This window comes from Curvibacter gracilis ATCC BAA-807 (assembly GCF_000518645.1).
Lineage (GTDB): Bacteria > Pseudomonadota > Gammaproteobacteria > Burkholderiales > Burkholderiaceae_C > Curvibacter > Curvibacter gracilis.
The window spans coordinates 46663-72018 of record NZ_JADZ01000022.1; the positions used below are offsets into that span (position 1 = coordinate 46663).

Annotated in this window: 16 protein-coding genes and 1 pseudogene; 9 read left to right on the plus strand and 8 right to left on the minus strand. The window is 66.5% G+C overall.

From position 1 onward, the window contains the following. Positions 1–25: 25 nt before the first annotated feature. Positions 26–1174, minus strand: coding sequence for an iron-containing alcohol dehydrogenase (locus L880_RS0116595; RefSeq protein ID WP_027476629.1), 1149 nt, complete (start codon positions 1172–1174; stop codon positions 26–28). Between the two features lie 132 nt (positions 1175–1306). On the opposite strand from L880_RS0116595, the gene L880_RS0116600 reads away from it, so the two are divergent. Further along, on the plus strand, positions 1307–2281 hold the full coding sequence (locus L880_RS0116600; protein WP_027476630.1) for a LysR family transcriptional regulator: 975 nt from the start codon (positions 1307–1309) through the stop codon (positions 2279–2281). Positions 2282–2345: 64 nt separating this feature from the next. Here L880_RS0116600 and L880_RS0116605 read toward each other — a convergent pair whose 3' ends face one another. Beyond that, a complete protein-coding gene (locus tag L880_RS0116605) occupies positions 2346–3089 on the minus strand; it encodes a response regulator transcription factor (protein ID WP_027476631.1) in 744 nt (247 codons plus the stop codon). Then, positions 3086–5053, minus strand: a complete 1968-nt coding sequence (locus L880_RS0116610) for a PAS-domain containing protein (RefSeq protein WP_027476632.1) — start codon at positions 5051–5053, stop codon at positions 3086–3088. The genes L880_RS0116605 and L880_RS0116610 overlap by 4 nt, the downstream gene beginning before the upstream one ends. 370 nt (positions 5054–5423) lie before the next feature. Here L880_RS0116610 and L880_RS0116615 point away from each other — a divergent pair, with 370 nt between their 5' ends. Together L880_RS0116615 and L880_RS0116620 are read left to right on the plus strand one after the other, a co-directional pair. Then, positions 5424–7205 carry an acyl-CoA dehydrogenase gene (locus tag L880_RS0116615; protein WP_027476633.1) on the plus strand — a complete coding sequence of 594 codons (1782 nt, stop codon included), beginning with the start codon at positions 5424–5426 and terminating at the stop codon, positions 7203–7205. 20 nt (positions 7206–7225) lie between these two features. After that, entirely contained in the window at positions 7226–8572 is a 1347-nt protein-coding gene (locus L880_RS0116620) for an acetyl-CoA hydrolase/transferase family protein (protein ID WP_027476634.1), read from the plus strand. 10 nt (positions 8573–8582) lie between these two features. On the opposite strand, the gene L880_RS0116625 is transcribed toward L880_RS0116620, so the two are convergent. After that, the gene (locus L880_RS0116625) at positions 8583–9467 is read right to left on the minus strand and encodes a LysR family transcriptional regulator (RefSeq protein WP_027476635.1); all 885 of its coding nucleotides are present in this window, start codon (positions 9465–9467) and stop codon (positions 8583–8585) included. A gap of 112 nt (positions 9468–9579) precedes the next feature. Between L880_RS0116625 and metE the strand changes: the two genes are divergently transcribed. Beyond that, positions 9580–11874 (plus strand): 5-methyltetrahydropteroyltriglutamate--homocysteine S-methyltransferase, encoded by a 2295-nt coding sequence (gene metE / locus L880_RS0116630; RefSeq protein WP_027476636.1) that lies wholly within the window; start codon positions 9580–9582, stop codon positions 11872–11874. 413 nt (positions 11875–12287) lie between these two features. After that, the gene (locus L880_RS0116635; protein WP_027476637.1) at positions 12288–14486 is read left to right on the plus strand and encodes an OsmC domain/YcaO domain-containing protein; all 2199 of its coding nucleotides are present in this window, start codon (positions 12288–12290) and stop codon (positions 14484–14486) included. A 50-nt stretch (positions 14487–14536) separates the two neighbouring features. Here L880_RS0116635 and L880_RS0116640 read toward each other — a convergent pair whose 3' ends face one another. Further along, positions 14537–17050: a cation-translocating P-type ATPase gene (locus tag L880_RS0116640; protein WP_027476638.1), complete on the minus strand. Its 2514-nt coding sequence runs from the start codon at positions 17048–17050 to the stop codon at positions 14537–14539. A gap of 286 nt (positions 17051–17336) precedes the next feature. Here L880_RS0116640 and L880_RS0116645 point away from each other — a divergent pair, with 286 nt between their 5' ends. Both L880_RS0116645 and L880_RS0116650 read left to right on the plus strand, forming a co-directional pair. Then, positions 17337–17921 carry a TetR/AcrR family transcriptional regulator gene (locus L880_RS0116645; protein WP_027476639.1) on the plus strand — a complete coding sequence of 195 codons (585 nt, stop codon included), beginning with the start codon at positions 17337–17339 and terminating at the stop codon, positions 17919–17921. A gap of 204 nt (positions 17922–18125) precedes the next feature. Beyond that, positions 18126–19223: an alkene reductase gene (locus tag L880_RS0116650; protein WP_027476640.1), complete on the plus strand. Its 1098-nt coding sequence runs from the start codon at positions 18126–18128 to the stop codon at positions 19221–19223. A 206-nt stretch (positions 19224–19429) separates the two neighbouring features. Here the strand turns inward: L880_RS0116650 and ctlX are convergent. Then, positions 19430–20364 (minus strand): annotated as a pseudogene (ctlX, locus tag L880_RS32605) (citrulline utilization hydrolase CtlX). Positions 20365–20415: 51 nt separating this feature from the next. Then, a complete protein-coding gene (locus tag L880_RS0116660; protein ID WP_027476641.1) occupies positions 20416–21465 on the minus strand; it encodes an ornithine cyclodeaminase in 1050 nt (349 codons plus the stop codon). Positions 21466–21613: 148 nt separating this feature from the next. On the opposite strand from L880_RS0116660, the gene L880_RS0116665 reads away from it, so the two are divergent. Further along, positions 21614–22039 carry an Lrp/AsnC family transcriptional regulator gene (locus L880_RS0116665; protein WP_027476642.1) on the plus strand — a complete coding sequence of 142 codons (426 nt, stop codon included), beginning with the start codon at positions 21614–21616 and terminating at the stop codon, positions 22037–22039. Positions 22040–22158: 119 nt separating this feature from the next. Beyond that, positions 22159–23988, plus strand: a complete 1830-nt coding sequence (locus L880_RS0116670) for an AMP-dependent synthetase/ligase (RefSeq protein WP_027476643.1) — start codon at positions 22159–22161, stop codon at positions 23986–23988. Between the two features lie 34 nt (positions 23989–24022). Here L880_RS0116670 and L880_RS0116675 read toward each other — a convergent pair whose 3' ends face one another. Next, a complete protein-coding gene (locus L880_RS0116675) occupies positions 24023–25342 on the minus strand; it encodes an LLM class flavin-dependent oxidoreductase (RefSeq protein WP_027476644.1) in 1320 nt (439 codons plus the stop codon). Between the last annotated feature and the right edge of the window lie 14 nt (positions 25343–25356).

Below are 25356 nucleotides of genomic sequence, written 5' to 3' on the forward strand. Positions count from 1 at the left end.
GGCACAACAGGGGTCACAACAGGGGTCACAAGGCCAGTTTCAGGATGGTACTCACCACATCGCGGGTGTAGAGCTCGGCCACGCCAAACCACTTGGCATTGCCCAGCACGTTCTCGATCGTGGCAGGCAGCTCGGCCTCGGTGATGCCCAGTTGCGACAGGCGCGTGGGGGTGCCGATCTTGTCGAACCAGTGCTCCAGGGCCGCAATGCCCTGCTCGGGGGTGTCCACACCGAACACCTGGCGCGCAAAGCGGGTGAACTGGGCCGGGTTGCGGCCGTGGTACCACTTCATCCATGCCGGCATGACCACCGACAGCCCGGCGCCATGAGGCACATTGAACAGGGCCGAGAGCGCGTGCTCGATCATGTGGTTGGGGTAACCGAAGCCTGCCGTGCCCGAATAGACCAAGCCGTTCAGCGCCTGGGTGGCGGCCCAGGCGAACTCGGCGCGGGCCGGATAGTTCTCGGGCTCGGCCAGCAGGGTCTCGGTGGTTTCGATGACCGTGGTGAGGATGGCCTCGACCAGGCGCGAGTGAAAGCGTGGCTGCACCGTGGCCGTGAAGTAGCCCTCGATGGCATGGGCGATGACGTCGGCGGCCGAGTACACCAGGTAATCGCGCGACACAGTCTGCATCAGCGCCGGGTTGACGATCGATACCCGGGGATACGTATGCACCGAGCCGATGGCAAACTTTTCGCGGGTCTCGTCGTGCGTGACCACGGCGCCGTTGTTCATCTCGCTGCCGGTGGCGGCCAGGGTCAGGATGTCGAACACCGGTAAGGCCGAGTCGATGGCGGCCTTGCCGATGAACAGATCCCACACATCGCCCTGGTAGGGCACGCCCGCCGCAATGGCCTTGGCACTGTCAAGCACCGAGCCGCCCCCCACCGCCAGGATGGCTTGCACCTGGTGCTGGCGGGCCAGCGCGATGCCGTCGCGTACCTTGGAGATCAGCGGGTTGCTGACGATGCCGCCGAACTCGACCCAGGCCACGCCCTGGGCGGCCAGGCTCTGGCTCACAGTGTCGAACAGGCCGTCGCGCTTGATGCGTTCGCTGCCATAGGCCAGCAACACCTTGCGGATGCCGTGCTCGGCCAGGTGCTGGCCGATCAACTGCTCCTTGCCGGTGCCGAAGTCGATCTTGGTGGGGTTGTAGTAGGTGAAGTTGTCCATGGGAGGCTCCTGAGGAAGGGCAGCGTCCTGCTGCACCGCGATGGCCGTACTTTAGGCAGCACACCCGCATCCGACTAGACAGCAATAGGTTGAATGATTTACAACTGTTGGTTGTAAAAATGCCAAATGACCATGGCCATCAACGAACTGCGCTCGATCACCACCTTTGTCCGCTCGGTTGAATTGGGCAGCCTGAGCAAGGCGGCAGCGGCCCAGCAGATCACCCCGCAGGCGGCCAGCAAGGCGCTGGGGCAGTTGGAGCAGCACCTGGGGGTGCGCCTGTTCCACCGCACCACGCGCAGCCTGTCGCTGACCGAGGAAGGCCAGCGCTTCCTGGAGTCGGTGCAGCCTGCGCTGCAGGGCTTGCAGCAGGCCTTGCAGGGGGCTCGGCACACCCGGGAGGAGGTGGCTGGGCCCCTGCGCATCGTGGGTCCCCGCACCGTGCTGCAGCCCATCATCGGCCCGGTGCTCGATGAGTACTGCCGGCTCTACCCCGAGGTACAACCCGATGTGCAGTTGGACGACCGCATCGGCAACTGGGTGGAAGACCGGGTGGACGTGGGCTTTCGCCTGGGGCACCCACCCGAGGAGGGCTTGATCGCGCGCCGCCTGTTCGCCATGCAACTGCTGATCTGTGCTGCCCCGTCCTACCTGCGTCGCCACGGCCTGCCACGCAGCCTGGGGGAGCTGAGCGCCCACCGCTGCAGCGGGTTCCGGCGCTCCTCAGACGGGCGCGTGGCGCCGTGGCGTGTGCGCGTCGGGGACAGCGACCAGGACCAGGCCATCCGGCCGGCGTTCAGCACCAATGACGAGGCCTTCGAGCTGCGCGCCGTGCTGGCCGGCGAGGTGATTGCCCAACTGGCCGTGCCCACCGTGGCAGCCCACCTCCGCGCCGGCCGCCTGGTGCCCTTGCTGCCCCAGCACCTGTCAGACAGCCTGAGCCTGCACCTGTACTACGGCAGCCGTGTGGCCCAGCCGGCCCGGGTGCGTCGCTTCATCGACATTGCGGTGGAACGGCTGAGTGACAGCCCGGCCTTTGTGCTCACGCCCGCTGAACTGGCCCAGGCCCATGCCCGGGGTGTGGCAGGCCACACAACAGGCCGCTGATGGAGCCCGCAGCTGAGGGACACTGCGCGCGCTTTGCCCCCAAAAGCCACCGTCAATGCCACCGTCAACGCCAGCTGACCGGCGCCATGAACATGTAGCCCGCACCGTACACGGTCTTGATGATCTTCGGGTTCTGCGGGTCGGCCTCCAGCCGTTTGCGCAGGCGCGAGATGCGCACATCGATGGTGCGGTCGGCCGGCGACAGGTCGCGCTGGGCCAGCAGGTGCTCCCGGTTCAGGATCTGGTGCGGCCGCAGCAGAAAGGCGCGCAGCACCTCGGCCTCGGCCACGCCCAGCAGGTGTGCCTCGCCGTCGCTGCCGGTCAGTGTGTTGGCCGAGCTGTCGAAGGTCCAGCCCGCAAAGTGGGCGTGTCGCGCGGCCTCTGCCGCAGGCGCCTGGGCTCGGCGCCGGCGCAGGATGCTGCGCACCCGGGCCACCAGCTCGCGGGGCTCGAAAGGCTTGACCACATAGTCGTCGGCGCCCAGCTCCAGCCCCATGACCCGGTCGATCATGTGGCCGCGCCCGGTCAGCACCAGCAGACCGCAACTCGATTGCAGGCCGATCTGCCGCAGCAGCTCGATGCCATCGATGTCGGGCAAACCCAGGTCGACGATGCACAGGTCGGCCTGAGCCTGTTTCAAGCGGCGCAGCACCGAGCCGCCGTCGCGGAACCATTCGGTGGCAAAGCCAAACTCGGCCAGGCTGCGCGTCACGATGCGGGCCACGGCCTCGTCGTCCTCGATCACATAGACCAGGGGCTGGACCTGGCGGCCCTCTGCTGAATTGGCTGGATTCGCTGGCCGCGTCATGCACCGATCTCCCGCAGGGCGGCGCTGAGCTCTGCCTTGCCAAAGGGCTTGGCCAACAAGGGAACGTCCAGGGGGTTCTCGGCTTCAGCGGCGTACCCGCTCATCAACAGGATGTGGGCGACCTCGCCGGATTGGCGGGCATAGCGTGCCAGTTGGCGGCCATCAATGGTGCCCGGCATCACGATGTCGGACAGCAGCAGCTGGATGCCGGGCGTCTGGTCCAGGATGTCCTGGGCTTCGGCGCCGTTTTCGGCCTCGAGCACCACGTAGCCCAGGTCAAGCAGCAGGCGGCGCACGGTGATGCGGACCTGCAGGTCGTCATCCACCAGCAGGGCCAGGCCGGCCGTTGTGGGCGGGGGCACCGGTACCACGTGCTCTGCGGCGTCGGCCACGGCGCCGGATGGGGCCAGCGGCAGCCAGAGGCTGACGCAGCACCCCTTGCCCGGGCTGCTCTGGAGGTCGATGCCGCCGCCACTTTGCCGCACAAAGCCATACACCATCGACAGGCCGAGGCCCGTGCCCTGGCCGGCCGCCTTGGTGGTGAAGAAGGGCTCGAACACCCGGGCCCGGGTGCTGGCATCCATGCCGCAGCCGTTGTCACGGACCTGCAGACAGGCATAGGCGCCGGGGGCCAGGCCCAGGTGCGAAGCCTGAGGCGCATCGAGCTGCCGGCGCGTGCTGCGCAGCTCGATGAGCCCCTGGCCGGCGGTGGCATCGTGGGCGTTGAGGATCAGGTTCAACAAGGAGTTCTGCAACTGCTGCGGGTCCACCGACACCATGATCGGGCCGGGGTTCACGTCGGTCACCAAGGCCTGGGTGCTGGGCAGGGTGTGCTTGACCAGGTCTTGCACGCCGCTCACCAGGGGGTTGAGGTCGACGATGCGGGCCTCGATGGGTTGCTTGCGCGAAAAGGTGAGCAAGCCCCGGATCAGCTTGGTGCCCCGGCGCACGGCTTCGATGGCGGGGTGGATGTACTCGCCCACATAGGCCTGTGCCGGCGCCTGCTCCGCCAGCGCCGTGAGGTTGCCCAGCACGACCATCAGGATGTTGTTGAAATCGTGCGCCAGCCCCCCGGTGAGTTGCCCCAGGGCCTCCATCTTCTGCGCCTGGACCAGCAGCTCCTGGGCACGGCGTTCTTCGGTGATGTCGAAAGTCAGCTCGAAACAGCCGATCACTTCAGCCTCGGCATTCAATTCAGGAATCAGCGTGGTCCGGGCCATCAGGGTGCGGCCATCGAGGGTGTGGATGGGGTACTCGAAGGTGACCGCCCTGCCCTGCAGGGCCTGGGCCACATTGGGTTTGATCTGGGTGTAGGTTTCCAGCCCCAGGAACTCGCGGGCGCTGACCTGCTCGGGCCGGCCGGGGTCCAGACCGAACCAATCCTGGTAGCCCCGGTTGATGAAGCGGTAATTGCGATGCTGGTCGAAGTAGGCCACCAGCGCAGGGATCGAGTCGGTGATCAGACGCATCTGCGCCTCGCTGCGCCGCAGCTCGGTGGTGCGCTCCGCCACGCGGGTCTCCAACAGCGCGTTCTGGTCGCGGATCAGTTGTTCGGCACTGCGCTGCTCGGTGACATCGGTGTACACGGTCAGAAAGCCGTGCCCCGGCACGCTGACCCCGGTGACTCGCAGCACCGCGCCCGAGGGGGCCACATGCTCGAAAGCGTGGGGCTCACCGTGCCGTGCCACCCGCAGGCGCTCCTGGATCAGGGCCTCCACATCACCGGGCCCATCTTGGTGGCGTGCCGCATTGAAGCGAATCACCGCCTCCAGTGGGCTGCCCCGTTGAATCAGGGCCGGCGGCAGATCGAGCAGGCGCACAAATGCCTCGTTCCAGGCGAGCAGGCGAAGCTCCTCATCCACCAGGGTGAAACCTTGCTCGACCCGGCTCAGCGCGGCATACAAGGGGGGAAAGGGCTCCGCAGGATGCGGGGACTCAGCGGGGAAAAGCGTATTCAAAGGCATCTCCTGCGCAGTTGAAACGCGGGCCTGCGGGATTGTAGAAGCAAGGCCTGAGGCCACCGCCGCATGCAAACATTCGTCACATTTGCCAAAAACTGCTGCAAACATGTTCGGGGAAGATCCGGCCTCACAAGAAAAAGCCGGAGACCTATGAAGCAGCCCCCTGGCCATGGCATGGCCGCCCTGAAGGCAGGCGATCCAGCCATGCACCCCAGGCGCGCGCAAGCCAACACAACACGGCGCGCGCCCGGCGCCCGCCCAGACACAGGATCAGCGCGGCCGGCCGCTTGCCGCCCGGGCCTGCGTTGATCGCAGCCCTACGCGACGCCCCTCCTCACGCCCCCCCAACACCCCAAACACTCTGGAGAGAGACATGACTTACCAAGCCCCCCTCAAGGACATGTTGTTCGTGATGGAACACCTGGCCGGGCTCGACGGCATCGCCGCCTTGCCTGGATTCGAGGACCACGGTCGTGAGACCGCCGAAGCCGTGCTGGAAGAATCTGCGAAGTTCTGCGAAGGCGTGGTCGCCCCCCTGAACGTGCCCGGCGACAAGAACCCGTCGTCCTGGAAGGAGGGCGAGGTCAGCACCACGCCCGGCTTCAAGCAGGCTTTCGAACAGTTCGCGGCTGGGGGCTGGCAAGGGGTGGTTCACCCCGTCGAGCACGGTGGCCAGGGCCTGCCCAAGCTGATCGCCACGGCTTGCATGGAGATGCTGCACGCAGCCAACCTGTCATTTGCCTTGTGCCCCATGCTGACCGATGGCGCGATCGAAGCCCTGCTCACGGCCGGCAGCGACACGCTCAAGCAGCTGTACCTGGAGAAAATGATCTCGGGCCAATGGACCGGCACCATGAACCTGACCGAGCCCCAGGCCGGCTCGGACCTGGCCGCCGTGCGCACCCGGGCCGAGCGCCAGGACGACGGCAGCTACAAGCTGTTCGGCACCAAGATCTTCATCACCTACGGTGAACACGACATGGCCGAGAACATCGTGCACCTGGTGCTGGCCCGCGTGCCGGGCGCACCCGAGGGGGTGAAGGGCATCAGCCTGTTCGTGGTGCCCAAGTTCCTGGTGCGGCCCGACGGCAGCCTGGGCGAGCGCAACGACGCGCATTGCATCAGCATCGAACACAAGCTGGGCATCAAAGCCTCGCCCACCGCGGTGCTGCAATTTGGCGAGCACGGCGGGGCCATCGGCCAATTGGTCGGCGAAGAGAACCGCGGCCTGGAGACCATGTTCATCATGATGAACGCCGCCCGCTTTGCGGTGGGCATGCAGGGCATTGCGGTGTCCGACCGGGCCTACCAGCAGGCGGTCGCTTTTGCTCGCCTGCGCTTGCAAAGCCGCGATCTGGCCGGGTCAGCCGGGCCGGTGGCCATCATCGAGCACCCCGACGTGAAACGCATGCTCCTGACCATGCGCGCCCTCACCGAGGGCGAGCGTGCCCTGGCCTACGTGGCCGCCGCCGCCAGCGACCTGGCCCACCACGCCCCCGATGCCGAGCGGCGGGCCCAACACCAGGCGCTGTACGACTACCTGGTGCCGGTGGTCAAGGGCTTCAGCACCGAGCTGGCGGTCAACGTGACCAGCCTGGGCGTGCAGGTGCATGGCGGCATGGGCTTCATCGAAGAGACCGGCGCCGCCCAGCACTACCGTGATGCGCGCATCCTGAGCATCTACGAAGGCACCACCGCCATCCAGGCCAATGATCTGGTAGGCCGCAAGACCTTGCGCGACGGCGGCGCCATGGCCCGCCAGCTGTGTGCCTGGGTGGCCAGCACCGAAGAAGACCTGGCCGTGCATGGCGAGCCCGAATGCGCACTGATGCGGGCCGCACTGACCCCGGCACGCCAGGCGCTGGAAGCCGTTGTCGAACACGTGCTGGCCCACGGCAAGACCGCGCCCAAGGCGGTGTACGCCGGCGCGGTGAACTACCTCTTGCTGGCCGGCTATGTGCTGTGTGGCTGGCAGATGGCCCGCGCCCTGATGGTGGCCCTGGAAAAGCGCAACGAAGACCCGGCCTTTTACGAGGCCAAGGTGCACACCGCCGTGTTCTATGCCCAGTCGCTGCTGCCGCTGGCCGACGCCTTGGCCAGCGCCGTGGTCAACGCGGGCGCCAACACCCAGGCCATGCCGGCCGAGCTTTTCTGAACTGCAGCCAACAAGCCGACATGACACAAGACTTGCAGACGCTGTACCAGCAAAAACGCCTGAGCGCCGAGGCGGCGGCCGCCCTGGTGCAATCGGGCCAGACCGTGTTCCTGGGCGAGTTTGCCCAGAGCGTGGAAGCCTTTGACGCGGCCCTGGCCTTGCGCGCCAAGGCGCTGCGCGACGTGAACCTGATCACCACCACCCGCGCCAAGCCGCTGAAGTGCGTCGAGGCCGACCCCCAGCGCGAGGCCTTTGTCTGGAACGACTGGCATTTCTCGGGCCTGGCCCGCCAGGCCGCCGAGAAGGGCCTGGCCAGCTACATCCCGCTGTGCTACCACCAGGGGCCGCAGAACGTGATGCTGTACGAGGAGCCCGACGTAGCGGTGGCCCAGGTCACGCCCATGGATGCCAACGGCTTCTTCAACTTCTCGACCAGTTGCTCGCTCACCCCCGCCTACCTGAGGAAGGCACGCAAGGTGCTGTTGGAGGTGAACACCCGCGCGCCGCGCTGCCTGGGCGGGCTGGACGAGGGCATCCACCTCAGCGCGGTCGATGGCGTGATCGAGGGACCCAACAGCCCCCTGCTGCAACTGCCTCCGACCCGGGCCGGCGCGGCCGACACCGCGATCGCCGGGCACGTCATGGGCTTGCTGGAGGACGGCTGCACCCTCCAACTGGGCATCGGCGCCCTGCCCAACATCGTGGGCGCACTGATCGCGCAAAGCGACCTCAAGGACCTGGGGGTGCACACCGAGATGCTGGCCGACTCGTATGTGGACATGTACGAAGCAGGCCGCATCACCGGCCGACGCAAGACGCTGGACCGGGGCAAGATGGTCTACACCTTTGCCATGGGCTCGCAAAAGCTCTATGACTTCTTGCACAACAACCCCGCGGCAGCCATCTACCCGGCCTCCTACACCAACGACCCTTGCGTGATCGGTCGCAACCCCAAGGTGGTGGCGATCAACAACGCGATCGAGATCGATCTGTTCACCCAGGTGTCCAGTGAATCGGCCGGGCCGCGCCAGATCTCTGGCACGGGCGGGCAGCTGGACTTCATCCTGGGGGCCTACAAATCGGAGGGTGGCAAGGGGCTCATCTGTGTCAACTCCACCTACCGCAAAAAGGACGGAACCCTGGCCTCGCGCATCGTGCCGACCCTGTCGGCGGGCTCCATCGTGACCTGCCCGCGCTCGCTGGTCCACTACGTGGTGACGGAGTACGGCTGCGCCCAGCTCAAGGCCAAATCGACCTGGCAACGGGCCGAGGCCCTGATCAACATCGCCCACCCGGATTTCCGGGAGCAGCTGATCCAGGAGGCTGCGCGCCTGGGGGTTTGGCGGCGGTCTCAGCGGGTGCTTTGAAGGGACGCGCTCAACGCGCCCCTCGGGCCAGCGCGACAAAAGCCTGCAGGTAGTCAATCTGCACGTCTGAATCGCGGGCCCCCAGATAAATCTGCTTCGCAATGCCCTGAGGGCCCAGGCGCACCGGTGTGATCGGCAACCGTGCCGCGTACTCCTGCACCAACCAGCGCGGCAGCGCGGCCACGCCGCGGCCGCTGGCCACCATCTGCAGCATGATGTCGGTGTCCTCGATCGGCTTGTGCTGGCGCGGCAGCACCCCGGCGGGCAGCAGGAACTGCTGGTAGATGTCCAGCCGCTCAGGCGGCACGGGGTAGCTCAGCAGCGCTTCAGACCTCAATTGGGCGGGCTCGACAAATGCCTGATCGGCCAGCGGGTGGCTCCGGCCCACCACCAGCACCTGCTCGTAGTCAAACACCGGCTCGAAGTGCAGGCCGGGCTTGAAGACCGGGTCAGGGGTGACCAGCAGATCGATCTCATAGCCGAACAGGGCACCGATGCCGCCGAACTGGAACTTCTGTTTCACGTCCACCTCGACATCGGGCCAGGCGGCCAGGTAGGGGGCCACGATCTTCAGCAACCACTGGTAGCAGGGGTGGCATTCCATGCCGATGCGCAGGGTGCCGCGCTCGCCCTGGGCAAACTGCTTCATGCGCGCCTCGGCCAACTCGAGCTGGGGCAGCACCCGCTTGGCGACCGCCAGCAGGTATTGGCCCGCCTGGGTCAGGCGCAAGTTGCGGCCTTCGCGCAGCCAGATGTCGGTGCCCATCAGGTGTTCCAGCTTTTTCATGGCGTGGCTCAGTGCGGGCTGGGTCAGGCACAGCGTGGCGGCTGCGGCCGTCATCGAGCCTTGCCGGTCTACCTCCTGGATGATGGACAGGTGAATGCGTTCAATCATGCTGATCCATGAGCTGAATTTATCGATCTCTGAAATAAGATCATTTTACGTAATTGAACGTCTTCTTTAACCTCGCGCCATCTCCAACACAGATGGCATTGAAGAAGACGACATGGTCACCACACACAACCTCGGCTTTCCCCGCATCGGCGCCCGGCGCGAACTCAAATTGGGGCTGGAGTCGTACTGGAAGGGCCAGTCCACACTGGCAGATCTGACGACCCTGGGCGCGGCGCTGCGGCGACAGCACTGGGCCGATCAAGCAGCTCTTGACCTGGCGCCCGTGGGCGACTTTTCGTTCTACGACCAGGTGCTGGACATGAGCTTCACACTGGGCAACCTGCCCGAGCGGGTGCAGGGCTTTCAAGGGGAGGCACTGGACAACTATTTCCGCGTGGCGCGTGGCCGCTCGGCCCAGACAGCTGAGGCCCATGCGGGCTGCTGTGGGGGCGTCGCTGCGGGCGAGATGACAAAGTGGTTCGACACCAATTACCACTACATCGTGCCCGAATTCACCTCGGCCACCGAATTCAAGCTCGATGCCAGCCGCCTGCTGGAACAACTGGCCGAGGCCCGGTCCCAGGGCGTGAAGGCCAAGCCGGTCATCATCGGCCCGGTGACCTACCTGGCCATCGGCAAGAGCAAGGATGGGTCGGATCGCCTGGCGCTGCTGGAGCGCCTGCTGCCGGTCTATGCCCAGCTGCTCGACACCCTGGCCGCACAAGGGGTGGAATGGCTTCAGATCGACGAGCCCATCCTGGTGACCGAGCTGGATGCCGACTGGCAACACGCCTTCAACACGGCCTACCACCATCTGAAGGTCAGCAAGCTCAAGCTGCTGCTGGCCACCTACTTCGGTCAATTGCAGGAGAACGCCTACCTGGCGGCCCACCTGCCGGTGGCCGGCCTGCATGTGGATGCGATCAATGACCGCGAGGGTGTGCGCCCCCTGCTCAACCTGCTGCCGGCGCACAAGGTGCTGTCGCTGGGGGTGGTCAATGGGCGCAACATCTGGAAGACCGACCTCAACGCCACCCTGGACTGGCTGGAGCCCCTGGCCCGGCAGTTGGGCCAGCGCCTGTGGATCGCGCCGTCGTGCTCGCTGTTGCATGTGCCCGTGGACCTGGCCAGCGAGCAGAAGCTCGATGCCGACATCCTGTCGTGGCTGGCCTTTGCCCGCCAGAAGCTGGCGGAGCTGCAGGTGCTGGCCCAGGCCCTGAACGGCGGGCGTGACTCGGTGCGCGAGGCCCTGGCCGCCAACCAGGCCGCGCTGGCGGCACGCCGCGCCTCGCCGCGCGTCAACAACCCGGCGGTCAAGCTGGCCGTGGCCAGGATCACCGAGGATCTGGGCCGCCGAGAAAGCCCCTACGGCCAGCGCGCGCCCAAGCAGGCCGCCCTGCTCCAGCTGCCCCGGTTCCCCACCACCACCATCGGATCCTTCCCGCAGACGGCCGAGATCCGCCAGGCGCGCAGCGAGTTCAAGGCCGGTCGCCTGGACCTGCCGGCCTACCAGGCCGTCATGCGGGCCGAAATCGAGCGCGCCGTGCGTGAACAGGAAGCACTGGGCCTGGACGTGTTGGTGCATGGCGAGGCCGAGCGCAACGACATGGTCGAGTACTTTGGTGAACAACTCGAAGGCTATGCCTTCAGCCAGTTCGGCTGGGTGCAGTCCTATGGCTCGCGCTGCGTGAAGCCGCCGATCCTGTTCGGCGACATCAGCCGCCCGCACACCATGACGGTGGAGTGGACCCGCTACGCCCAGTCGCTGACGGACAAGCCCATGAAGGGCATGCTCACCGGCCCGGTGACGATCCTGAACTGGTCGTTCGTGCGCGACGACCAGCCGCGCTCGGCATCGTGTCTGCAACTGGCCCTGGCCATCCGCCAGGAAGTGCTGGACCTGGAACAGGCCGGCGTTCGCGTGATCCAGATCGACGAGGCCGCCCTGCGCGAAGGCCTGCCGCTGCGCCGTGCCCAATGGCAGAGCTACCTCAGCTGGGCGGTGCAGAGCTTCCGCATCACGGCCAATGGCGTGCGCGATGAGACCCAGATCCACACCCACATGTGCTACTCGGAGTTCAACGACATCATGGCCTCGATTGCCGACATGGATGCCGACGTGATCACCATCGAGACCTCACGCTCGGACATGGAGCTGCTCGACGCCTTCGACCACTTCAGCTACCCCAATGAGATCGGCCCCGGCGTGTACGACATCCACTCGCCCAACATCCCGACCGAGCAGCACATGGTGGCGCTGATGAAAAAGGCCGCCGAGCGCGTGCCGGCCGAGCGCCTGTGGGTCAACCCCGACTGCGGCCTGAAGACCCGCCAGTGGCCCGAGGTGATCCCGGCCTTGACCCACATGGTGGCCGCTGCCAAGACCTTGCGCGCCGAACTGGCGTGAGGCCCCCCTTCAGTGAAGCAACCGGGGCGGTGGACCGCCTCTTTTCGCGGGGGCCCCGTCTCAGGGGGCCCAACGGGCTTGCCTGTCGAAGGTCTGTGCCCAAAAAGTTGAAGTTTTTTCGGCCATGTCCGCCAAATCTGCGTGCAGGCGTGTTCTGATCTGAGCCCTCAAGAGGCTTGCAGCGCGCTGATCGGTTGCCGGCAACCCAACCGGAGCCGCCGCCACGCCAAAGCCCCCCTCCCATTTCAGCCCACGTCGGCGTTCCATGTTCCCAAGGGCCATCGGATGGCCCGGGCGGTGATGTGCTTGCAACACACCCATGGATGCGCGTCGCCAGCAAGCTTGCCCGCATTTTTCGCATTTGAGGCACGGCCCTCAAAAGCCCGCAAACTTTATTTTTTGGATATTTCCCCATGGAAATCAAAGTCAATTTTCTGGATAAGCTTCGCCTTGAAGCCAAATTTGATGACTTCACGGTGATCGCCGACCAGCCGATTCGCTACAAAGGCGATGGCTCTGCCCCGGGGCCTTTTGACTATTTCCTGGCATCGTCCGCCTTGTGTGCCGCCTACTTTGTGAAGCTGTATTGCAACACGCGAAACATCCCGACTGAGAACATCAGGTTGTCGCAAAACAATATCGTCGACCCCGAAGACCGGTACCGGCAGATATTCAAAATCCAGGTGGAGCTTCCGCCGGATATCTCGGCCAAAGACCGCCAGGGCATTTTGCGCTCCATCGAGCGTTGCACGGTCAAAAAGGTGGTGCAGACCGGCCCTGAGTTTGTGATTGAAGAGGTGGAAAACCTCGATGCTGACGCTCAATCGCTGCTCACGGTCAAGCCTGCCTCTGATGCTGCCACCTACATTTCAGGCAAGGATCTGCCCTTGGAGCAGACCATCGCCAACATGTCTGGCTTGCTGGCCAATTTGGGCATCAAAATCGAAATCGCCTCGTGGCGCAATATCATTCCGAATGTCTGGTCTTTGCACATTCGCGATGCGCATTCACCCATGTGCTTCACGAACGGCAAGGGGTCTACCAAGGAGAGCGCCCTGGCATCGGCCCTGGGCGAATACATTGAACGGCTGAGCTGCAATCATTTTTATGCGGGCTCTTTCTGGGGTTCAGACATTGCCGGATCTGAATTCGTTCATTACCCGAATGAGCGCTGGTTCAAGCCCGGCAAAAAAGACAAGCTGCCTGCTGAAATACTCGATGAATATTGCCTGGGAATCTACAACCCCAGTGGCGAACTGCGTGGCTCGCACCTGGTCGACACCAACTCCGGCAACGCAGAGCGGGGCATCTGCTCGCTGCCCTATGTGCGCCAGTCGGATGGCAAGGTGGTGTACTTCCCCTCCAATCTGGTTGAAAACCTCTATGCCAGCAATGGGATGAGCGCCGGCAACACGCTGGCGGAAGCGCAAGTGCAGTGTTTGTCGGAGATCTTCGAGCGCGCCGTGAAACGCGAAATCCTGGAGGGTGAGATGGCCCTGCCCGATGTGCCTGCGCAGGTACTGGCCCAATACCCGGGCATCCTGGCAGGCATCCAGGCCTTGGAGGAACAGGGCTTTCCGATTCTGGTCAAGGACGCCTCCCTCGGAGGCCGCTACCCGGTGATGTGCGTGACCTTGATGAACCCGCGCACCGGGGGCGTTTTTGCCTCTTTTGGCTCGCACCCGAGACTGCAGGTGGCGTTGGAGCGCAGCCTCACGGAATTGCTGCAGGGCCGCAGTTTTGAAGGGCTGAACGATCTGCCTCAGCCCACCTTCATCAGCAATGCCGTCACGGAGCCGAATAATTTTGTCGAACATTTCATCGACTCCAGCGGTGTGGTGTCGTGGCGATTCTTCAGCGCGCGATCTGATTTTGAATTTGTTGAATGGGATTTCTCAGGCCAGGGCGAAAGCGCCAATGCCGAAGAGGCGGCCACCTTGTTCGGCATACTCGACAAGATGGGCAAACAGGCCTACATGGCGGTGCACGATGAGTTGGGCGCAACAGCTTGCCGCATTCTGGTGCCCGGTTATTCGGAGGTCTATCCCGTCGAAGACCTGGTCTGGGACAACACCAACAAGGCCTTGCTGTTCCGCAATGACCTGCTGAATTTGCATCAGTTGACCGACGATCAACTGGAGGCCTTGCTGGATCGCCTGGAAAACGAAGAACTGGACGAATATGGCGACATCGCCACCCTGATCGGCATTGAATTCGACGAAAACACCGTGTGGGGGCAACTCACCGTGCTCGAGTTGAAGCTGCTGATCCAGTTGGCCCTGCAACAACTGGAAGATGCCCACGAAGGGGTGAAGTCTTTCCTGCAATACAACGACAACACGGTGGAGCGTGGCTTGTTCTATCAAGCGCTGAATGCCGTGCTCGATGTGGTCCTGGATGAAGAGCTGGAGCTGGACGACTACATCGCCAATTTCCGTCGGATGTTCGGCACCCCTCGAATGGACGCCGTGACGGGCTCGGTCGATGGCACGGTCCGCTTCTTTGGCTTGACGCCGACCAGCCTGCAACTGGAAGGCCTGGACCGACACAAGCGCCTGCTCGACAGCTATCGGAAGCTGCATGCGGCGCGGGCCGGTGTGATGCAAGCTTGATGGTTTGATGCCGGCGCCCGACGCACCGTCCACCAGACCTCCAAGCGTTGTTAGCCAGGCCTGCGCCCCAGCAGGCGCTGGTTGCCCACAAAAACCAGCAGCAAGCTGAAGCCGGCGGCCAGCACGGCCAGCCAGGGCCCAGGCGCCAGCGCCACAAAGTGGAACGGCGCGGCCAGCCAGGGCACGGTGGTGATGGCGCACAGCGCCAGCAACGTGGCGCCCAGCACCCACAGGCTGACCGGCGTGAGACCCTTGAACAGGCTTTGCCAACCCACACGCCCGCTGCGGCTGGGCAGGATCAGTGCGGCATTGGCAGCCACCAGCAGCACAAAGGCCGCCGTGCTGGCCAGGCCGGCCGGCTGCCCCTGGCTCAGCAGCCAGGCATAGAGGCCCACCACCACCCCACTGACCGCGCCTCCCTGCAACAGGCTCAGCAACACATGGCGCCCGCTCAGCAGGGCTTCATCGCTGCGCCGTGGCGGGCGCTCCATGAGGCCGGCCGTGGCGGGCTCGGCCTCGAACACGATGGAGCAGGCCGGGTCGATCACCAGCTCCAGAAACGCGATGTGCAAGGGCGCCAGCACCAGCGGCAGGCCGAACAGCACCGGCAACAGCGCCAGCGCAATGATGGGCACGTGCACGGCCAGGGTGTAGACCATGGCCTGGCGCAGGTTGGCGAAGGTGAGCCGGCCGCGGGCAATGGCCTGCACGATGGCCGAAAAATCATCGTTCAGCAGCACCAGGGCGGCGGCCTCACGGGCCACGTCGGTGCCGCGCTGGCCCATGGCAATGCCGATGTGGGCGGCCTTGAGCGCCGGCGCATCGTTGACGCCATCGCCCGTCATGGCCACCACCTCGCCGCGGGCCTTGAGCGCCTCGACCAGGGCCAGCTTCTGCTGCGGCCTGATGCGTGCAAACACGCTGACCTCGGCCAGCCGGTTGGCCAACTCAAGGGGCGTCAGGGTAGCCAACTCGTCGCCGGTGACGACCTGATCGTTCGCGATGCCCGCCTGGGCCGCCACCGCACGCGCCGTGCGAGGGTGGTCGCCGGTGATCATCACCACGCGGATACCGGCCTGGCGGCATTGCGCGATGGCCGCCGGCACCTCTGGGCGCAGCGGATCGGCCAAGCCGACCAGGCCCAGCCAGGCAAACTCGAAATCGTGCTGGCCGGTGGGCCAGTCCTGGGCACTGCTGTGGCGCGCCTTGGCCACCCCCAGCACCCGCAGGCCCTGGTCGGCCAGTTGCGCCGCCTGGGCGCTGACGGCGGCGCGCTCGGCCTCTGGCAGGTGGCACAGGTCCGCCACGGCTTCGGGCGCCCCCTTGGAGGCCACCCGGTCCACCTGACCGCTCTTGTCGCGCCACAGGTGCGACATGGCCAGCAGGCCCGGCGACAGCTCGTACTCGCGCACCAGGCGCCATTCGGGGTGCAGGTGCTCGGTGCCCACCAGGTGCGCGCCGGCAAAGCGGTGGAAGGCCTGCTCCATCGGGTCGTGCGGGTCGATTTCGCTGGCCAGCACGGCGTACTCCAGCAGCTCATGGAAGGCCTCGGGCAGCGCATCTGGGCCCTCTGGCATCGGGCCCAGGGCGTTCAAGGTCTGGTCGCCGGCACACAAGGCGGCCACCGCCATGCGGTTCTGCGTCAGGGTGCCGGTCTTGTCGACGCACAGCACCGTGGTCTGGCCCAGGGTCTCGATGGCGTTCAGGCGCCGGGTCAGCACCTGCTGGGCCGCCAGGCGCCGCGCGGCCAGGGCCAGGAACACGATCATGATCACCGGCAGCTCCTGCGGCAGCACGCCCATGGCCAGGGTGATGCCCGACAGCACGGCCTGCAGCCAATCGCCCCGCAGCACGCCCAGCAGGCCCACCAGCAGCGCGCACAGCGCGAGGCCGATGAACACCAGCCGGCGCGTCAGCCGGGCCATCTCTTCGCGCAAGGGCGAAGCCTGCAGCGCAATCGTGTCCAGCGACTGGCCGATCTGGCCCAGCTCGGTGCCTTGGCCCACCGCCGTGACCTGCACCAGACCTTGCCCGCTGACCACCAGGGTGCCGGCAAACACGGGCTGGCCAGGCTGTTTGGCCACAGGCTCGGATTCGCCGCTGAGCATGGCCTCGTCGGTGGCCAGCTCATGCGCTTGCAGCAAGGTGCCATCGGCCGGCACGCGGTCGCCCTCGGCAATCATCAACAGGTCTTCGCGCACCACCTCGCGCCCGGCCACCCGCTGCGCCACACCGCCCCGCAACACCAGCGCGCGCGGGCTGGACAGGTCGCGCAAGGCGTTCAGGGTCTGATCGGTGCGCCGCTCCTGCAGCACCGTGAGGGTCATGATGATGAGCACAAAGCCCAGCAGGATCAGCGCCTCATGGGCGTTGCCCATGGTCAGGTAGATGGCCCCGGCGCCCAGCAGCAGCAGGAACATGGGCTCGCGCACCACGTCCCAGGCCATGTCGCGCAAGGTGCGGCGCTGACTGACGCCCAGTTCATTGGGGCCCTCGTCGCGCAGACGCTGCGCGGCCACGGCCGGGTCCAGGCCTGGGGGTGGGATGGGGTTGGTATCGGACATGTCAGGTGCTGCGGGGCGAGGCAGTGCCCCAGGGTGGTGACCATGAGCTTGTTCCATGAGCTTGTTATACGCCCGATCCGTGACCCGGTCTCTGCGCTGGCGCACGGGTGCCGGCACGCACGGGCTCTGGTGTACAGCATGCTGTCGGCCCGCATTCGCCTGCGCATCGGTACCCAACCAGGCCCAGCCCCATCGGTGCAGCTGCAGCGGGATACCCCCATACGATCAACGGTCATTCTTTGCACTCTAGACGACTGGTCTAATAAAAAGCCTAACATCCGCTCCCATGAAGCCCGCCCACGCCGACACCCGCCAACACATCCTGGACACGGGCAACCGCATCATTGCCAGCAAGGGCTTTTCGGCGGTGGGCCTGAACGAGATCCTGCAGGCGGCCGAGGTGCCCAAGGGCTCGTTCTACCATTACTTCAAATCGAAGGAGCAGTTCGGTCAGGCCCTGCTCGAGTCCTTCTTTGAGGCTTATCTGGCCCGCATCGACAGCCTGTTTGCACGCACCGACCTGAACGCCCGCGAACGCCTGCTGGCCTATTGGCAGCAGTGGCAGGCCACCCAGTGCCCCGGTTGTGACGACCAGCCCTGCCAGGTGGTGAAGCTCAGCGCCGAGGTGTCCGACCTGTCGGAGCCCATGCGCCTGGCCTTGCAGGATGGCACCAACCGCATCACTGCGCGCCTGGCGGAGGTCATCCGGGCCGGCCAGGCCGATGGCTCGATGCCCGTGCTCGATCCCGAGGCCAGCGCCAGCCTGCTGTACCAGCTGTGGCTGGGCGCCAGTCTGTTGGGCAAGGTGCACCGGCAGACCGGCTCGCTGCAACAGGCCATGACCTTCACGCAGCGGTTGCTCACCCCCTGAAGCCGCTTTTTCGGTCTGAACGCCTTTTTTGAAACAGAAACTAGACGACCGGTCTATTAAATACAGAGATGCACCCCATGTTGAAACCCACCCCGCCCTGTCGCCGTTGACCAGTGCCAACACGCCGACCGCAACCCTTTTCAACCCCCTGCCAGCCTCAACCCGGGCCCCCGTGGCTCTCTCAACCTGAAAGACCTTGACCCCATGACCACCTTGTTCGACCCCATCCAAGCCGGCGACATCGCCCTGTCCAACCGCATCGCCATGGCCCCGCTGACGCGCAACCGCGCACCGGGCGGTGTGCCCACCGCCGCCATGGCCGAGTACTACGGGCAGCGCGCCAGCGCCGGCCTGATCATTGCCGAGGCCAGCCAGATCAGCCCCATGGCGCAAGGCTACCTCGACACCCCGGGCATCCACTCGCCCGAGCAGGTGGCCGCCTGGCGCCAAGTGACGGCCGCCGTGCACGCCAAGGGCGGGCGCATCGTGCTGCAGCTGTGGCATGTGGGTCGCATCTCGCACAGCTCGCTGCTGCCCGGTGGCGCCGCGCCCGTGTCGCCCACCGCCGTGGCCGCCAAGGCCCACACCTTCACCGCTGAAGGCTTTGTGCCGGTCTCCACACCACGCGCCCTGGGCGACGACGAGATCCCTGCCCTGCTGGAGGACTACCGCCGCGCCGCACGCAACGCGATCGAGGCCGGCTTTGACGGCGTGGAAGTGCATGGCGCCAACACCTACCTGCTGGAGCAGTTCCTGCGCGACAGCGTGAACGACCGCAGCGGCCCTTACGGCGGCACTATCGAGAACCGGGCCCGCCTGCTGCTGGAGGTGGTGCGCACGGTGGCCGCCGAAATCGGCGCCGGCCGCACCGGCCTGCGCCTGAGCCCCACCACCACCTTTGGCGGCAGCGCCCCGGTGGACAGCCAGGCCCAGGCCCTGTACGGCTACGTGGTGCAGCAGGTGGCCTCGCTGGGCCTGGCCTACCTGCACGTGATCGAGGGTGAAACCGGTGGCGCCCGCCAACCCGAAGGCGCCCCGGCCTTCGACTACGCTGCGCTGCGCCGCGCCTTCCCCGGCACCTGGATCGTGAACAACGGCTTCAGCCGCAGCGAGGCCCTGCAGGCCGTGGCCAGCGGCGCCACCGACGTGGTGGCCTTTGGCCGCCCCTTCATCGCCAACCCCGACCTGGTGCGCCGCCTGCGTGAAGACGCCCCGCTCAACCCCTTGCGCGCCGACAAGCTGTACGGCGGCGGGGCCGAAGGCTATACCGACTACCCCACGCTGGACGCTGTGGCGGCCTGAATGCGGGTTTGAGAGGCCGTGTCACAGGGGTCGTGCCCGGTGTGAGCCGCATTCCACACAATACGGCTCAAACTGTGAGCCGTATCTGTGAGCTTTGACTGTGTGAGCCGTATCCGGCCCACGACGGCACAGCCCCCGTCACACCTGCAGGATCAGGACGTTCCCAACTGCGTCCATGGCGTTTGGAACAGGCCACCGGGCCTGCTTCAACGCCGGGGCGCCAGGTGAATCCCCGCCAGCATGCAGCGCACCGAGCCGCCCGCCATCTCGACCGTGGGCACGGCCAGCGGCAGCAGGCGCGCGCTCTGGCCAATGGTGGCCCGCTGGGCGGGGGTGAGGCTGTCGTGGGCGCGCTGCGACAGGGCCAGCAGGCGCCCGTCCCGGCCCGACAGCTCAAGCGCATTGCCGGCAAAGTCGGCGATCTGGGCCGCGCTCAGGGCGATCACCTCGCGGCCTGATTCTTCCAGGCGGGCGCGCAGTTCGGCGGCGCGCCGCGCATCCGGGATCAGGTCAAAGCCCACCAAGGCAAATTGGGTGGCAATGCACATCAACACATTGGTGTGGTAGACGGGCTGGCCCTGGGCGTCGGCGGTGTCGAACACCAGGGGTTCAAAGCCGAAATGGGTGCAAAAGCGCTCCAGGGCCACCGCATCGGCCCGGTTCGAGCGGGCCGTGTGGCCACGCGGGCCACGTGGTCGAGCACCATGGCGCCGGTGCCCTCCAGAAACAGGCCGTCGGGCTCCAGGCCTGAATAGTCGATCACGTCCTGCACGCGGTAACAGGTCTTGAGCATCTCGATCACATCGCTGCGCCGCTCGCGCCGCCGGCTGGGCGAGTGCATGGGGTACAGCGCCACATGCCCGCCCGGGTGGGTGGAAAACCAGTTGTTCGGAAACACCGAATCGGGCGTGTCGCGCTCGCCAGGGTCCTCAAACAAGTGCACGCGCACGCCCTCGGCCTCCAGCCGGGCCGCGGCGGCCGTCACCTCGTCGCGCGCCGCCTCGGCGATGCGCTGGGCCGCCTCGCGCTCGGCCGCCTGCTGGAAGGCGTTGTCGGCCGCAGTCTCGGGATTGGGGGTGAAACGGTGCGGGCGCACCATCACGACGGCCGCAGGGGCCTGGATCGAAGGCAGAGGGGGCATGGGCGGAAAGTGCAGATGAAGAGCTCAGGGGTGCGGAATCAGGCCGGGCACTCAGGCCACGCGGCGCAGGGCGGCCCGAGCGCTGCCGGCGCGTGTGTGACGGAACAGGTCCTTGGGGTCGTCGGCCTCGGGCACCAACTCCACCTCCACGCCCAGTTGCCGGCGGCTGGCCTGCTCCAGCACATAGCGCAGGGTGGAATAGTCCTCCAGCGCAAAGCCCACCGAATCGAACACCGTGACCTGCTCGGCACTCTGGCGCCCGGCCTCGGTGCCGGCCAGCACACGCCACAGGTCCACCACCACAAAGTCGGCCGGCAACTGCTGGATGTCGCCCTCCACCCGGGTCTGGGGCTCGTACTCGACAAACACACGGGCCGCGCGCAGCACGTCGGCGTGCAGCTCGGTCTTGCCAGGGCAGTCGCCGCCCACGGCGTTCAGGTGCATGCCGGGCTCGATCATGTCGGGGGTGATGATGGTGGCGTAGGCCTTGTCGGCGGTGAGGGTGGTCACCACATCGGCCCCGCGCACCGCGTCGGCGGTCGAGCTGGCGCGCCGGATGCGGAGCCCGGTACAGTGGGCCAGGTTGCGCACCAGCTTGTCGGTGGCCCGGGGGTCGAGGTCGAACACCGCGATCTCCTCGATGCCCAGGTGGTGGTGAAAGGCCAGGGCCTGGAACTCGCTCTGGGCGCCGTTGCCGATCAGGGCCATGCGGCGCGCGTCGGGCCGCGCCAGGGCGCGGGCCGCCATCAGCGAGGTAGCGCAGGTGCGCAGCGCGGTGGCCAGCGTCAGCTCAGACAGCAGCACCGGGTAGCCCGTGGCCACCTCGGCCAGCACCCCGAAGGCCATCACGGTGTACAGGCCCCGGCCCGTGTTGCCCGGGTGGCCGTTGACGTATTTGAAGGCGTAGTGCTGCGCATCGGACACGGGCATCAGCTCGATCACGCCGATGTCGGAGTGGCTGGCCACGCGGGCCGATTTGTCAAAGTCGGCCCAGCGCACGAAATCGTCGCGGATGGCGTCGGCCAGTTCGCCCACAAAGCGGGCAACGCCGATCTCCTGCACGAGGCGGGACATGGTGGGAACATCGATGAAACGGGTCATGGCGGGGTCTTTCAGAGGGCTTTCAACCCGCGGGGAATCACGGGGAATGGAAGAATTCTTCCCGTTGGACGCGCCAAAATGAACCCTTCAATCTGTCAATTTTTACGATCCATTGGCCAATATGCGCTGAACAAGTGACAATTTGTTCATGGATGACATCGACCGCGAACTGATCGCCCTGCTGCGTGACAACGCCCGCCTGCCCGTGGTGGCCCTGGCCGCCAAGCTGCGCGTGGCCCGCGCCACGGTGCAGAACCGCATCGTCCGGCTGGAGGCCGAGGGCACCATCGTGGGCTACACGGTGCGCCTGCGACCGGCCGCCGAGGCCCACCGCATCCGCGCCATGACCAGCATCGCGGTAGAGGGCCCGCACGGTGCCGAGGTGCTGCGCATCCTGCGCGGCCACCCCAACATCGTGGCCCTGCACAGCACCAATGGCCGGTGGGATCTGCTGGCCGAGATCCGCACCGACAGCCTGGAAGCCTTCGACAAGGTCTTGAGCACGCTGCGCTCCATCCACGGCATCTCGAACACCGAGACCAGCCTGCTGCTGTCCACCCACAAGCTGGCCTGATCAAGTCATGACACGCGCAGTCGATCTGGCGCAAAGCCCCAACAGGCCCGCAGCGCCACAATGGGGTAGCCACCGATGCTGTGGTGCCTTGCTCCCCCACCACCCGACCCCGAACCGTCATGACCCCTTCCCTGGCCGATCTGCACACCCTTTCAGAGCTGTTTGACTGGCGCGTGGCCCAAAGCCCGCAGGCCGAGGCCTATCAGGTGTACAACCCCGGCACCGAGCAGTGGGACAGCCTCAGCTGGCAGGCCGTGGCCACCCAGGTGGCCCGCCATGCGGCCGCCCTGGCCAGCCTGGGCCTGCGCCGGGGTGAGCGCATCGGCCTGCTGCTGCCCAACGGCCTGAACGCGGTCTGCCTGGACCAGGCCGCCCTGCGCCGCGCCTGTGTGCCCGTGCCCATGCACGCGCTGGACAACCCCAACAGCATCGCCTACATCCTGGCCGACAGCGATGCCAGCCTGCTGGTGCTGCAGACCGAGGCCCAGTGGGCCTCCATCGCCAGCGTGGGCCTGGCCCTGCCCGCCCTGCGCCAGGTGGTGGTGGTGCAGCCCGGCAGCACGCCGCTGGCCGCGCCCCCGGGCACGGTGCCGCTGTGCTCGCTGACCGACTGGCTGGCCCGGGGCGATGCCTTGAACGGCGCCGTGCCCAGCCAGCCGCCCCAGGCCGAAGACCTGGCCGCACTGGTCTACACCTCGGGCACCACCGGCAAGCCCAAGGGTGTGATGCTGACCCACCGCAATGTGCTGTCGAACGTGCAGGCCTGCGTGCAGCGCGTGCAGGCGCGCGCCAGCGATGTGTTTCTGTCGTTCCTGCCGCTGTCGCACACCTTCGAGCGCACCGCGGGCTACTACCTGCCCGTGGCAGTGGGGGCCAGCGTGGCCTTTGCGCGCTCCACCCAGCAGCTGATGCAGGACTTTCAAAGCGTGCGCCCCACGGTGCTGGTGTCGGTGCCGCGCATCTTCGAGCGGGTGCATGCCGGCTTCGAGACCCGTCTGGCCGGCCATCCCATGAACGCCCGCCTGGCGCGTGCCGCGCAGGACATCGGCTGGCAACGCTTTGCCGCAGCCCAGGGCCTGGCCGACGCGCTGGGCCAGCCCACCCCACCACCGGGCCCGCTGGCGCGGCTGGCCTGGCCGCTGCTGGAGCACCTGGTGGCGCGCCGCCTGCAGGCCGGCTTCGGCGGCCGCCTGCGCCTGGCCGTCAGCGGGGGCGCCCCGCTCTCGCCTGCCGTGGCGCGCTGCTTCAACAGCCTGGGCGTGCCCATTGCCCAGGGCTATGGCATGACCGAATCGTCGCCCGTGATCGCCGTCAACACGCTGGACGACAACCACCCCGCCACCGTCGGCCGGCCGCTGGAGGGCCTGGAAGTGCGCATTGCCGACAACCGCGAGCTGCAGGTGCGCGGCCCCAGCGTGATGCGTGGCTACTGGAAGCGCGAGGACGACACCCGTGCCGCCCTGCTGGAAGGTGGCTGGCTGCGCACCGGCGACCAGGCCGCGCTGGAGGACGGGCGCATCCGCATCCTGGGCCGGGTCAAGGAGATCATCGTCACCTCCACCGGCGAGAAGATCGCCCCGGCCGACCTGGAGCTGGCCATCACCCAGGACACCTTGTTCGACCAGGCCTACGCCTTTGGCGACAACCGCCCCTTCATCGGCTGCATCGTGGTGCTCAACCCGGCGCAGTGGCAGGCCCTGGCCCACACGCTGGCCCTGAACCCGGATGACCCGGCCGCCCTCACCGCCAGTGCGGCCAGCAAGGCGGTGCTGGAGCGCATCAAGGCCCTGACCGCCAGCTTTCCTTACTACGCCCAGCCCCGGGCCGTGCGCCTGACGCTCGAGCCCTGGACCATCGAGAACACCTTGATGACGCCCACGCTCAAACTCAAGCGCAACAACCTGGCCCAGCACTTCAAAAGCGACATCGAGGCCGTGTACCGGCGTTGAAGGCTGGCCGGCGCACAACAGCGCTGACAGCGCTTCAGGCCTGAAGGCCCAGATTGGCCCTTAGCGTGGCACCGTCGTACTCCGTGCGTGCCAGCCCGCGCCGGCGCAGCTCGGGCAGCACCCGCTCGGCAAAGTCGCGCAGGCCGTTGGGCAGCACCGGGGCCATCACGTTGAAGCCGTCGGCACCGTAGTTCACAAAGCGCTCTTCGAGTTGGTCGGCGATCTGCTCGGGCGTGCCCACCAGTTGCCAGTGGCCCCGGGCACCCGCCACGCGCAGGTAGAGCTGGCGGATGCTCAGGTTCTCGCTGCGGGCCAGCTTCAGCGTCAGGTCCTGGCGGCTCTTGCTGGCATTGGTCTCGGGCAGTTCGGGGATCGGCCCGTCCAGGTCGTAGCCCGACAGGTCCACACCGCCGGTGAGCCCCGAGATCAGCGACAGGCCCAGCACCGGGTCGATCAGCGACTGCAGTTGCTCGAACTTCTCGCGGGCCTCGCTCTCGCTGCTGCCCACCACAGGAAAGACCCCCGGCATCACCAACAGGCTGGCCGGATCACGCCCATGGGCTGCCATGCGGCCCTTGAGGTCGGCATAGAAGTCCACCGCGTCCTGCAGCGTCTGCTGGGCGGTGAAGACCACCTCGGCCGTGCGGGCCGCCAGGGCTTTGCCAGCTTCAGACGAACCCGCCTGCACCAGCACTGGCCGGCCTTGCGGCGAACGCGCCACGTTCAAGGGGCCTTGCACCGAAAAGTGCTTGCCCTTGTGGTTCAGCACATGGCGGTGTGCCGGGTCGAACACCCGACCACCGGCCTTGTCCCACACAAAGGCATCGGCGTCCCAGCTGTTCCACAGGCCTTGCACCACATCGGCAAACTCGCTGGCACGTTCGTAGCGGTCGGCATGGGCCAGGTGGTGCTCCAGGTTGAAATTGCGCGCCTCGAACTCGCTGGACGAGGTGACCAGGTTCCAGCCTGAGCGCCCGCCGCTCAGGTGGTCCAGCGAGGCAAACTTGCGCGCAATGTGAAAGGGCTCATTGAAGCTGGTCGAGGCCGTGCCCACCAGGCCGATGCGCTCGGTCACGGCCGACAGAGACGACAGCAGCGTGAGCGGCTCGAACTGCGACACATAGCTGTGCGCGGTGCGGCTCAGTACCTCAGGCCGGTCGCCCCGGGTGCCCACACCGTCGGCCAGGAACAGCAGGTCAAAGCGCGCCGCCTCGGCGATCTGGGCCAGCTCACGGTAGTGACGGATGTTGAGCCCCGCACCGGGCACCGTGTCCGGGTGGCGCCAGGCCGCGATGTGGTGGCCGGTGGGGTACAGAAAGGCGCCAAAGCGCAAAAAGCCAGATCGTTTGGCCATGGGTCAGTCTCCGG

Coding starts and splice junctions, on each gene's coding strand:
- L880_RS0116595 (WP_027476629.1), bottom strand. CDS start 1,174: ATGGACAACTTCACCTACTACAACCCCACCAAGATCGACTTCGGCACC.
- L880_RS0116600 (WP_027476630.1), top strand. CDS start 1,307: ATGGCCATCAACGAACTGCGCTCGATCACCACCTTTGTCCGCTCGGTT.
- L880_RS0116605 (WP_027476631.1), bottom strand. CDS start 3,089: ATGACGCGGCCAGCGAATCCAGCCAATTCAGCAGAGGGCCGCCAGGTC.
- L880_RS0116610 (WP_027476632.1), bottom strand. CDS start 5,053: ATGCCTTTGAATACGCTTTTCCCCGCTGAGTCCCCGCATCCTGCGGAG.
- L880_RS0116615 (WP_027476633.1), top strand. CDS start 5,424: ATGACTTACCAAGCCCCCCTCAAGGACATGTTGTTCGTGATGGAACAC.
- L880_RS0116620 (WP_027476634.1), top strand. CDS start 7,226: ATGACACAAGACTTGCAGACGCTGTACCAGCAAAAACGCCTGAGCGCC.
- L880_RS0116625 (WP_027476635.1), bottom strand. CDS start 9,467: ATGATTGAACGCATTCACCTGTCCATCATCCAGGAGGTAGACCGGCAA.
- metE (WP_027476636.1), top strand. CDS start 9,580: ATGGTCACCACACACAACCTCGGCTTTCCCCGCATCGGCGCCCGGCGC.
- L880_RS0116635 (WP_027476637.1), top strand. CDS start 12,288: ATGGAAATCAAAGTCAATTTTCTGGATAAGCTTCGCCTTGAAGCCAAA.
- L880_RS0116640 (WP_027476638.1), bottom strand. CDS start 17,050: ATGTCCGATACCAACCCCATCCCACCCCCAGGCCTGGACCCGGCCGTG.
- L880_RS0116645 (WP_027476639.1), top strand. CDS start 17,337: ATGAAGCCCGCCCACGCCGACACCCGCCAACACATCCTGGACACGGGC.
- L880_RS0116650 (WP_027476640.1), top strand. CDS start 18,126: ATGACCACCTTGTTCGACCCCATCCAAGCCGGCGACATCGCCCTGTCC.
- L880_RS0116660 (WP_027476641.1), bottom strand. CDS start 21,465: ATGACCCGTTTCATCGATGTTCCCACCATGTCCCGCCTCGTGCAGGAG.
- L880_RS0116665 (WP_027476642.1), top strand. CDS start 21,614: ATGGATGACATCGACCGCGAACTGATCGCCCTGCTGCGTGACAACGCC.
- L880_RS0116670 (WP_027476643.1), top strand. CDS start 22,159: ATGACCCCTTCCCTGGCCGATCTGCACACCCTTTCAGAGCTGTTTGAC.
- L880_RS0116675 (WP_027476644.1), bottom strand. CDS start 25,342: ATGGCCAAACGATCTGGCTTTTTGCGCTTTGGCGCCTTTCTGTACCCC.